Source organism: Streptomyces sp. ASQP_92 (assembly GCF_025399895.1).
In the GTDB taxonomy this organism is placed as follows: Bacteria; Actinomycetota; Actinomycetes; order Streptomycetales; family Streptomycetaceae; genus Streptomyces.
In genome coordinates this window covers 59,124-69,195 of record NZ_JAODUA010000027.1, presented here as the reverse complement: position 1 = coordinate 69,195, position 10,072 = coordinate 59,124, and the positions used below count along the sequence as shown (strand labels likewise).

The 10,072-nt window shown below is 69.5% G+C and carries 6 protein-coding genes and 1 pseudogene; 3 read left to right on the top strand and 4 right to left on the bottom strand.

From position 1 onward, the window contains the following. Positions 1-135, bottom strand: a pseudogene (locus N4G70_RS33770) (TetR family transcriptional regulator); the annotation flags it as partial. A gap of 87 nt (positions 136-222) precedes the next feature. Further along, complete coding sequence (locus N4G70_RS33765; RefSeq protein ID WP_261716596.1) at positions 223-1,245, bottom strand: NADP-dependent oxidoreductase; 1,023 nt, start codon at positions 1,243-1,245, stop codon at positions 223-225. A gap of 100 nt (positions 1,246-1,345) precedes the next feature. Between N4G70_RS33765 and N4G70_RS33760 the strand changes: the two genes are divergently transcribed. Continuing rightward, positions 1,346-2,275, top strand: coding sequence for a LysR family transcriptional regulator (locus tag N4G70_RS33760; protein WP_261716595.1), 930 nt, complete (start codon positions 1,346-1,348; stop codon positions 2,273-2,275). Here N4G70_RS33760 and N4G70_RS33755 read toward each other — a convergent pair. Then, positions 2,264-2,389, bottom strand: coding sequence for a hypothetical protein (locus tag N4G70_RS33755; RefSeq protein WP_261716594.1), 126 nt, complete (start codon positions 2,387-2,389; stop codon positions 2,264-2,266). The genes N4G70_RS33760 and N4G70_RS33755 overlap by 12 nt on opposite strands. Positions 2,390-2,832: 443 nt before the next feature. Further along, positions 2,833-3,240: a winged helix-turn-helix domain-containing protein gene (locus tag N4G70_RS37230; protein WP_399037786.1), complete on the bottom strand. Its 408-nt coding sequence runs from the start codon at positions 3,238-3,240 to the stop codon at positions 2,833-2,835. A gap of 513 nt (positions 3,241-3,753) precedes the next feature. Between N4G70_RS37230 and N4G70_RS33750 the strand changes: the two genes are divergently transcribed. Both N4G70_RS33750 and N4G70_RS33745 read left to right on the top strand, forming a co-directional pair. Continuing rightward, on the top strand, positions 3,754-8,958 hold the full coding sequence (locus tag N4G70_RS33750) for a type I polyketide synthase (protein WP_261716593.1): 5,205 nt from the start codon (positions 3,754-3,756) through the stop codon (positions 8,956-8,958). Then, on the top strand, positions 8,955-9,857 hold the full coding sequence (locus N4G70_RS33745; RefSeq protein WP_261716592.1) for a polyketide synthase dehydratase domain-containing protein: 903 nt from the start codon (positions 8,955-8,957) through the stop codon (positions 9,855-9,857). The genes N4G70_RS33750 and N4G70_RS33745 overlap by 4 nt, the downstream gene beginning before the upstream one ends. The last annotated feature ends 215 nt before the right edge of the window (positions 9,858-10,072 follow it).

The following is a 10,072-nucleotide window of genomic DNA, read 5'->3' as shown; positions in this document are numbered from 1 at the left end:
ACATCGGCGACCGCGCGTTGAGGCGGGCCAGCGCCACTTCGCCGAGCAGGGTTCCAGATCGCCCCACCGGCGGTAGATGCTGCTCTCGGCCACGCCCGCGCGGGCCGCGACGTCGCCGACGGTGAAGGTGGCGAATCGCCCGGTGCACGGCCGATTCCCGCGAGGAGGCCCGGCCCGCCTGGGCCTGGGCGGGGCGGGAAGAGCGCGAAGGCCCCGTCGGCGTCAGTCTACGGACGGTGCCTGCGTGCGGTCCCGCACGATGATCTTGCCGGTGTTCTCGCCGCGCAGCATTCCCAGAAACGCGTCCACGATGTGCTCAAACCCGTCAACGACCGTCTCGTCCAGGGCGAGCCGGCCGCTCTGCAGATGCGGTACCGCGAACTCGTACAACTCCTCCTGCATGTCACGGTAGTTGCTGACCAGGAAGCCCTCCATGCGGATGCTCTTCTCCACGATGTCCGCGTAGTTGAAGCGCGGCGACGGCGCGTCGGGGGTGTTGTACTGGCTGATCGTGCCGACTCGGACAATGCGCCCGAACTCGCGCAGCGCTCCCACCGCCGCGGCCAGCTGCTCGCCGCCGACGTTGTCGACGAACACGTCGATGCCGCCCGGTGCGGCCTTGCCGAGCAGGTCGGCGGCGGGCCCGTCGTGGTAGTCGAAGACGGCGTCATAGCCCACCTCTCTCATGAGGTGGGCGGCCTTCGCCGCCGAGCCCGCGCTGCCCACGAGCCGTCCGGCGCCGAGCAGCCGGGCGAACCGCCCGGTCGCCGTGCCGACCCCGCCCGCGGCGGCCGACACGAACATGTCCTCCCCCTCCTGGAGCCGGGCGATCCGGGTCAGGCCCACATAGGCGGTCAGGCCGGTGCCGCCGAGGGTGCTCAAGTACGCGGTCAGGGGCACCCCGTCGAAGCGGGGCAGCTGTCGGACCTCCTCGGGCGTGACCACCGCGTGCGTGCGCCAGCCCTGCCGGTGGAACACGATCTCGCCTTCGGCCAGCCGAGGCGTCCGCGAGGCGATCACCCGCCCGATGGTGCGGCCCTCCAGCGGCGCGTCGAGCGCGAACCCGCCGGGCACGTCGTCCATCAGCTCGCGGTGGTAGGGGTCGACGGACCAGTAGAGGTTTTCCACGAGCGCGCTACCGGCGACGGGGTCGGGAAGCGTGGACTCAACGAAGGCGAAGTGCTCGGCGGTGGGAAAGCCGTGGGGGCGGGCGGTCTGGTGCACGGTGAGCGCGGTCTCGTTCATGCCCGGACCGTAAGGTGGGAACGCACCTCATGGGCAGCCGGTTGGGCTCATGTGACGCACCGTTCCATGAGCAGTTCTCATACGCTGAGGTGAGCGCCCTGTGGCCCGCACGACCGATTCCGATCTCGCCCCGCAGGAACTGCGCGTTTTGGTGACGGTCGCGGACACCGGCGGCTTCTCGGCCGCGGCCGACACACTCGGCCTGACCCAGTCCGCGGTCTCGCACTCGGTTCGCGGCAGCGAGCGCAAGATCGGTACCGTCCTCTTCGAACGCGGCCGCGCCGGCGCCCGCCCCACCCCTGCCGGAGAGAAAGCCGTCGCGCACGCCCGCCGCATCCTGCGCCTGCTGGACGTCTTGACCGCCGAGGCACGCGGCGCGGCGCGGCCCGATGCTGCGGAGGGGCTGCTGCGGATCGCGGCCTTCCGCAGCGCGGCCCTCCACCTGCTGCCGCCCGTCCTTCAGCGGCTACGCGCCCGACACCCCGGGATCGAGCCGCGGGTGCGGATCGTACGTGAGGTGGGGCGCGGCACCGCGGGCGAAGTAGCCGACGGGAAAGCCGACATAGCCATCGCCACGCTGGGCGGCTCCGTGCCGTTTCCACCGGGCCTGGTCGCGAGCGGACTCCTTGACGAGCCGTATGCCCTGGTGCACGCGACGGGTCACGCCGCCCCGCGCTCGCTGCCGCTGGTCGACTGGGCCGAAAACTGCGGCTCGTACACCCGCGACTGGTGGGCCGCACAGGACTGGATCCCGAAGACAACCGTCGAGGCCGAGGACGACGGAGCGGTGCTCTCCTTGGTGAGCGGAGGTCACGGAATGGCGATCATGCCCGCGCTCTCCTTGATCGGAGCACCGGACTCGGTCGGGATCACTGATCTCGGCCCCAAGCGCCCAACACGCCAGGTCGGCTATGTCACCACCTCCGAACTGGCCAGATCCGCCGTCGTGCGCGCCTTGGTGAGAGAACTGCGGGCCACGGTCCCCCAGGGTGTGAGCCCTCTCAGCGGCGAGGCGCGATCAGGTCGGTGATCGGTAGCGGTCGACGGCTACGGCTACGGCTACGGCTACGGCTACGGCTACGGCCAGGTTGGCCCAGCCCGTCACGGAGACCAGGGCGATCGCCAGGTTACGGAAGGCGGTCATGGCCCATGGCGCAGGCCGGCCATCGGGCGGTCCCTCCGTCGTGGCGCCCGACCGCAGGTCAGCGCGGGTTCGTCCGAGGAATCAAGCTGAGCAAGCGCGGTCGGCGATCTCGATGACCGTCTACAGCTCGGGGCGGACCTCACCGCGGGGCCGGTCGACGACAAACGTTCCCCGTTACCGGATCAGGCACGACGGCCCGCATCCGCGAGCGCCAAGCGACCATCCACCGTGTCCTGGCTCAGGGGCACGGCATCCGTGACACAGTCGTGGCCCGCGTTCGGGGTCGGTGGAGTGATAGCCCAGCGCCCCCGCCATCGACGCCCGCTTCCAGTTCAGGCGGTGCCGAAGGAGCGGGGTCCGTCCTCTGGGCGCGTAGGTGCGCCGGACCTGCGGCAAGAGTGAGACGCCTGATTCGTCGAGAAACACGATCCAGGCACGTGTGTTCACCGCCCTTTTTTGATCCGCGGCCACTCATGCGCGACCCAGCGGGCGATCTCCGATTCATCCCGCTCCACCGCCCGCCGCTCAGGCCGCTGAAGACTCCATCCCACCCGGCCCGTCAGCAGCCGCCACACCGACGCCCTGGACAACACCACCCCTGTCACCCGGGCAACGGCCTCTCCGACACATTCCAGAGTCCACAAGCCGGCCTCGAAACCATGAGCCTGGGCGCCGCGACCCAACGCGGTCCCAACCGCCTCGACCCGGGAGTCGTCCACCTTTGGCGGGCACCCGGCAGATGCCCGCCGCCGCAACGCGGAAGCACCGTCCTTCTCCCACACCCGACACCATCGCCGCACGCTCTCGGCACACACCCCTACCGCCCGCGCGATCTCCGCAGTTCGAGACACCCTCCTCGAACAACTCCACCGCCCGAACACGACGCGCCTCCGCCAACTAAGGCCGCGACACAGGAGGAAAAGGCGATCCGGCAGCCAAAGGCGAAGCTTGATAAGCCATCCCGACAGCGTCCGCCTACACGGCCACCACACCCACTGAACTTACGAAAAGATCAGTAGTTCGTCACGGAGCGCGGACGGGAGTTGCAGCCAGGACCAAAGAACGAAGTTCGCGGGTACGACCGCGGTCACGGACCTCGGCGCCCGGGGCCCTGAAGGTTACGGCTTCTCACTCAAATTGAGGTATTTGCCTCGAGGCGGAAATCCTTAGCTGTGCGACGTATCCCGCAGCTCTGCTTGAAAATTCCTCGTCAATGACGGCAGTTGCTGTTCTTTCGCCGGCACGACAGCGGGACCAAATATGGCACCGTCGACGCCTTCAGACTGCCGCAAGTCGTCTTCTCGTGAGGCCGCTGCGGGGGTTATTGCATGATCCGACTATTGCACGGTAGTGAACGAGGAGCTATGACCCACGCAGAAGCCTTCCGGCTGGCCAGGAGCCCGATCGCGATCACGGGCGTAGCCGGTATGTTTCCGCAAGCGGCAACGGTCAGAGAGTTCTGGCGCAATGTGGTGGCCGGCCGTGACTGCATTACCGAGGTGCCGGATAAAAGCTGGCGCGTTGCCGATCATTACGACCCCGAGATGTTCGCCGAGGACAAGACCTATGCCCGTCGCGGAGGGTTTCTTCCGCCGACGGTATTCGACCCCGCAGAGTTTTCGATGCCGCCGTCCACACTGGACTCCATCGGCCTGGTGCAACTCTTGAGCCTGCAGGTGGCGCGGGACGTGCTCGCGGATGCGGGTTGCCCGACGGCGAAGTGGTACGACGCGTCACGAACGGGCGTGATCCTCGGAGTCTGCGGCCAGAACACGACCATGTTCCCGCTGGGCGCGCGGCTTTACGGCCCTGCGGTGCGCGAAGCGGCCCTCAGTTGCGGACTCTCGGCTCAGGACGCCGACGAGATGGTGCGCCGGTTCAAGGCCGCCTTGCCAGAATGGACGGAGGACAGCTTCCCCGGCACGCTCGCCAACGTGGTCGCCGGCCGCATCGCCAACCGTTTCGGACTGGGCGCGCTGAACTGCACCGTCGACGCCGCGTGTGCCAGTTCGCTGGCGGCACTGCGCATGGCCGTCACCGAACTGACCGAGCACCGGGCCGACATGATGATCACCGGCGGGTGCGACGCGGACAACTCCCTGACCGCGTACATGTGTTTCAGCAAGACCCCCGCCCTCTCCCCCAGTGGCACCGTCCGGCCCTTCGACGCATCGGCCGACGGAACGCTGATCGGTGAGGGAATCGGCATGCTGGCCCTCAAGCGCCTTGCCGACGCCGAGCGCGACGGAGACAGGATCTATGCCGTGCTGCGCGGTCTGGGCAGCTCCAGCGACGGCCGGACTCCGAGCATTTACGGGCCGAGCGAGCAGGGCCAGTTGGCGGCCTTGCGACGGGCCTATCAGGACGCCGAACTGCCGCCCGGATCCGTGCAGCTCATCGAGGCGCATGGGACGGGTACCGCGGTCGGTGACGCCGTGGAACTCGCCACGCTGAGCGGGTTTTTGGAGCCTGCCGGGTCCACCCATCGAGCCGCTGTGGGCAGCGTGAAGTCCCAGATCGGCCACACGAAGGCAGCGGCCGGAGCGGCGGGCTTGATCAAGACCGCGCTTGCCCTGCACCACAAGCTGCTTCCCCCGACCATCAACGTCGACGCCGTGAGCGACGCCGTCAACCAGGAAGCCCTGTACGTCAACAAGCAGACCCGGCCCTGGGTGCGTGAGCCCCACCGCTCGGTGCGCCGTGGCGGCGTCTCCGCCTTCGGGTTCGGCGGGGTCAACTTCCACGCCGTCCTGGAGGAGTACGCGGCACTCGAGGCTCCGGCCGCGGTGTGGCACACCACGCCGTCCGCCCATCTGTGGCACGCACCGGATGTGGAGAGCCTGCTGGCGTTGCTCCGCGTGGACAACGCGCCGGAAACGGGTGGGCCGATCCCGGCGGAACACGTCAGGCTGGGGGTGGTGGCTGAAGGGGAGTTGGAGCGGGCGTCTCTGGTGGCCCAGGCGGTCGACCGCCTGGAAGCCGATCCCGCGGCGCAGAGTTGGGAGCTGCCTGGTCGCGCGAGCTACCGGAGGGAGCCCGTGCCGAGCGGCACCAAGGTGGCGGCCCTCTTCGCAGGACAGGGAAGCCAGTACGTCAACATGGGCAAGCGGGCCCTGCTCGCGATCCCGCCCGTCCGGGCGGCCTTCGATGCGGCCAACGTCTTGTGGCACCCGCAGGAGTCGGAGGGTGACACCCTCGCCGACGTGGTGTTTCCCACCCCGGACCGGCACGACCAGCGGGTCGACACGGCAAGACTTCGACGCACGTCCTACGCGCAGGCGGCCATCGGGGCGCTCGCCATGGGCCAGTACCGCTTCCTCGCCGAGCTCGGGCTCGCTCCCGATGGCATGCTGGGCCATAGCTGCGGAGAAGTAACCGCACTGTGGGCTGCCGGAAGCCTCAGCGACGAGGCCTGTCTGGCTCTTACCCGCAGCCGCGGGCAGGCCATGGAACCCGAAGACCAGACAGATGGCTACGACAGCGGCGCCATGCTCGCGCTCCGCGCTCCGCGGGAGATCTGGGACCAACTCGGCTCCTTGCACCCAGAGTTGTCGCTCTGCAACATTAACGCCCGGGACGAATTCGTCGTGGGCGGCCCCACCCATGCCGTGGAAGCTCTCGCCGAGCACTGCCACAGCCGGGGCCTGGTGACGCACCGGCTGTCGGTCGCGGGAGCCTTTCACACCCCGATGGTCAAGCACGCCGCCGATGCCTTTGCCGACGCCGTCGCGGCGGTGGGAGTCCTGCCCCCAACCACACACGTACTTCCCGGCTCCCCGGGCGCTTCATATGGCGCCGATCCCGTGTCCAACCGCCGGACGCTGAGCGACCAGATGCTGCGGCCGGTGGACTTCGAGGGCCGGGTACGGGAGATGTACGCGGACGGATTCCGGGTTTTCGTCGAATTCGGGCCGGGGCAGGTCTTGAGCCGTCTCGTGTCACGCATCGTGGAGGATCCCACCGTTGAGGCGATCGCCACGGACGGTGGCTCCGGAGCCGACAGCGCGGCGACGCTGACCTACGCCGCACTGCGCCTGGCGGTCCTGGGCCTGGATATTCGTGACATCAACCGTTACCAGGCCACTCCCGCGCCGACACGCGCCGCGACCTCTCCAGTGGCACGACTCCTCGAGGGGCCGTCGTTCGCGGTGGAGGCCCGCAGGGCCCAGTACGAGAGCCTCCTCGCCGACACCTACGCATGTACTCCCACTTCACCGCGAGGCGGCGAACAGCAGTCGACGACGCCGTCACCAACCTCTCCGCTGTCGGAGGCCGCGACCGGCCAGCTTGAGCTGCACGCCCGGTATCTGGAGGGGCAGCTGCACACAGCCCGCAGGCTGACTGACCTGGTGAGCGAGGATGCGGGACGAGAACCGGGCACCTCACTGCTCGCCCAGGTCGAGGCGGTCAAGGAGCACAGCCTCGCGCTGAGCCGAGCCCACATCCACGCCCAGGACGTCATGCTCGAACTCGTTCGGCTGGGACGACACGGACACAGCCCGGTGGCGGCGGCCGGAGAAGCGAGTGCCGGCCGTGGCGCGCTGCATGGCGAAGTCGAAGCCGAAGCCGTTGCCTCAGGACCCGTGCCCCCGGAAGCGGCGGTGGTGCCCCTCCCCCGCCAGTCGCTGACAGACTCGGCCGCGCCGATGCCTGACGCCGCCCTGGACACAGCGGGCGCGAAGGCGGAACCGGCGGACGGGGTTCCCCCGGCCACGGACCCGGACGCGCCGCTTCAGCCTGCGGCGTGGACCGTGGACGTGGCGCAGGCGGAACAGATCCTGCGGGAGCTGGTCGCCGAGAAGACCGGTTACACCGTGGAGATGGTCTCGCCCGACCTGGACATCCAGGCCGACCTGGGCATCGACTCGCTCAAGCAGGTCGAGATCGCCTCGGAGGCGTGGAGACGCTATCCGTTCCTGCCGCGTGAGGAGATCTACCGGTTCGCCCAAGCGCGCACGGTGGGCGAACTCGCGCTGCTGCTCACCGAGATCGTCGCGGATGCGACCGCCACACCTCACAGCGGGCACCAGTCGGTTCCCGTGGGGAGGGGTCACCTGACCCTGAAGCCTCTGCCCGAGGCGGACGCCCTGGCCGGCGCCTACGGACCTCACCCCACCGCGCTCCTCCTGGACGACGGCAGCAAGCTGGCCGGAGCCGTGTCGGCGGCGCTTTCCGCACAGGAGTGGGAGGTCCGGACGGTGCCGCTGCCGGGCACCGCGACCGGCACAGGTGCCCTCGACGACTGGCGAGAAGACACTCTGCGCGAGCGGATCAGTGCGGTGCTCGGCTCCTCGGAGCGGCTGGACCTGTGCGTGCTGCCCGCGGGACGAGACGTTCCGAGCGCAGGTGCGGAAGCGGCCATCGCCCGGCTGAGCCATGCGGTGCTGGTCGCCAAGCACGCCACTCCGGCTCTCAAGGACACTGTTCGCGCCGGGTACCGGGCGGCCTTCATGGCCGTGACCCAACTGGACGGCGCGCTCGGACTCGACGGCAGTGGCGGCGACGAAGCGGCCGCCCTCCTCGGTGGCCTGGGCGGTCTCGTCAAGGCCGTCGGCGTCGAAGAGCCGGAACTGTTCTGCCGCGCCGTGGACATCGCTCCCGAACTCGATCCCGCTGCGGCGGCCGCACGTTTCGTCACGGAGACGACCGATGCGTCGAGGGTGTCCGAGGTCGCCTGGGACGGCACCCAGCGTGCCTGCCTCGCCGTCACACCAGCGCTCATCGAGCCGGCCCCACCCACCGTGGACGCCGCTCCCAAGGCCACGGACCTTCTCGTGGTCACGGGCGGGGCGCGCGGGATCACCGCATGGTGCTGCACCACCCTCGCAGCCGAACGTGCCTGCGGATTCGTGTTGCTCGGCCGCACCGCCCTCACCGAGATGCCCGCATGGGCTGCCGGCCACGACGATCCGGCCGCGCTCTCCGCCGCCTGCCGTGCGCATGCCGCGGCCGCGGGGCGGGACGTCGACTCCCCCGAGGTGCACAACGCACTCGACGCAGAGGTGAACCTCGTTCGCCAACAAGCCGAAATCCGCGCCACGTTGGCCGCCCTGCGCGCCCAGGGGGCCGAAGCCACCTACGTGACGGCCGACGTGGCCGACGCGACCGCGGTGACGGCGGCGCTCACACCCTTTGCCGACCGCGTAACGGGGGTGATCCACGGCGCCGGTGTGCTGGCCGACAAACCTCTCCCCCTGAAGACCCCCCAGGACGTAGCGCGCGTGGTAAACACCAAACTCACTGGGCTGTTGAACGTGCTGGCCGCTCTGCCCGACGAGAACCTGCGTCATCTCGTGGTCTTCACCTCGGTCTCGGGCATCTACGGCAACGGCCGCCAGACCGACTACGCGATGGCGAACGAAGCCCTGAACCGCTTCGCCTGCGCCTGGCAGACGAGGCACCCCTCGTGCGAGGTCAGTGCCATGGCCTGGGGCCCCTGGCAGGGAGGCATGGCGTCCGACGGGCCCAGGCCCTGTTCACCCAGCTCGGCATCGAACTACTCACCCGCGAGCAGGGGTGCGCGTACTTCAGCGAGGAACTCAGCGCCGGCTCCGCCTCCGGCACAGTGAGCGTCCTGGGCCCGTTGCGCTCGGTCTTCCGGTCGCCCTCGCTGCCCTCGGAGGGCGTCACGGTGCTGCGCGACCTGGACGGCCTGGCCAAGGAGGCGGTGCTGGTCGACCACAGCATCGACGGGCTTCCCGTGCTGCCGATGACGGCGGCCATCGGGTGGGGCGTCAACGTGACCGAGCGGCTGCGGGAGGGCCGCCCGGTGACCGGGGTCCGTGATTTCCAGGTGCGCAAGGGACTCGTTCTGGACGGTTCACAGCCACCCCGTGCGCGGGTGATCGTGCAGTTGGGGGACGACGCCGCGACCGAGCTGCACCTGGCCTTCCATGACGACGGGGTGCGCACCCCGCTACCGCGCTACGAGGGAGTGTTCCGTACCGCAGAGAAGGAAGCCGCGCCGGCCGGCCTGCGTCTGCCTGCCCTCCCGGCGCAGGAATCCGGCACCCACGCCGCCTACCGCGACGGATTCCTCTTCCATGGCCCCCTGCTTCAGGGACTGGGCGCAGTCCTGGCTCAGGACGACACCCATCTGACGATCGCCGCCCAGCTGCCCGATCCCCATCTGGCACATGGCGCCTATAAGGGCAGGCTCTACAGCCCCGCTCTGGCTGACCTGCTCTTGCAGGCGGCGGCCCTGCTCGGGCGCCGTGTGTGCGGTCACCGGTGCCTGCCGGTCGCTGTGGAACGGGTCGAGCTGTTCGCGCCGTTGCCGGACGACGAGCCGTTCGTCATCGTCGTCGAACTGCTGGAGCGGGAGCCCCTGGAGCTCACCTGCACCGTCACCGCGTGCCGTCCGCAGGGCGACGTGCTCCAGCGCTGGCACGCCGTCAAAGGCATCGTTGCCGCGCCCCAGCTCGGAAGCCGGGCCGCGTGGCCGGCGCCGCGAACGGTCCGCACGTGAAAGAGAACCCAAGCAGCGTGCCGTCCCGTCCCATCAGAACGAGCGGGCATGAGTTCATGGACGACCTGACGTTCGACGCATCCACCTTCATCGTCCCGTGGTGGCCCGAGACGGCCGACGAGAGGCCCGATGGGTGCCCCCCGGGTCCATCCGCCCCGGCGTCACGGCCCGCGCAGGCGGCCGGAGACAGCGCAGGAATCGCGGAAGAAATCGCA

Excerpts from the sequence above, each read along its gene's own strand:
- N4G70_RS33765 (WP_261716596.1), bottom strand. The coding sequence starts at position 1,245 with ATGAACGAGACCGCGCTCACCGTGCACCAGACCGCCCGCCCCCACGGC.
- N4G70_RS33755 (WP_261716594.1), bottom strand. The coding sequence starts at position 2,389 with ATGACCGCCTTCCGTAACCTGGCGATCGCCCTGGTCTCCGTGACGGGC.
- N4G70_RS33750 (WP_261716593.1), top strand. The coding sequence starts at position 3,754 with ATGACCCACGCAGAAGCCTTCCGGCTGGCCAGGAGCCCGATCGCGATC.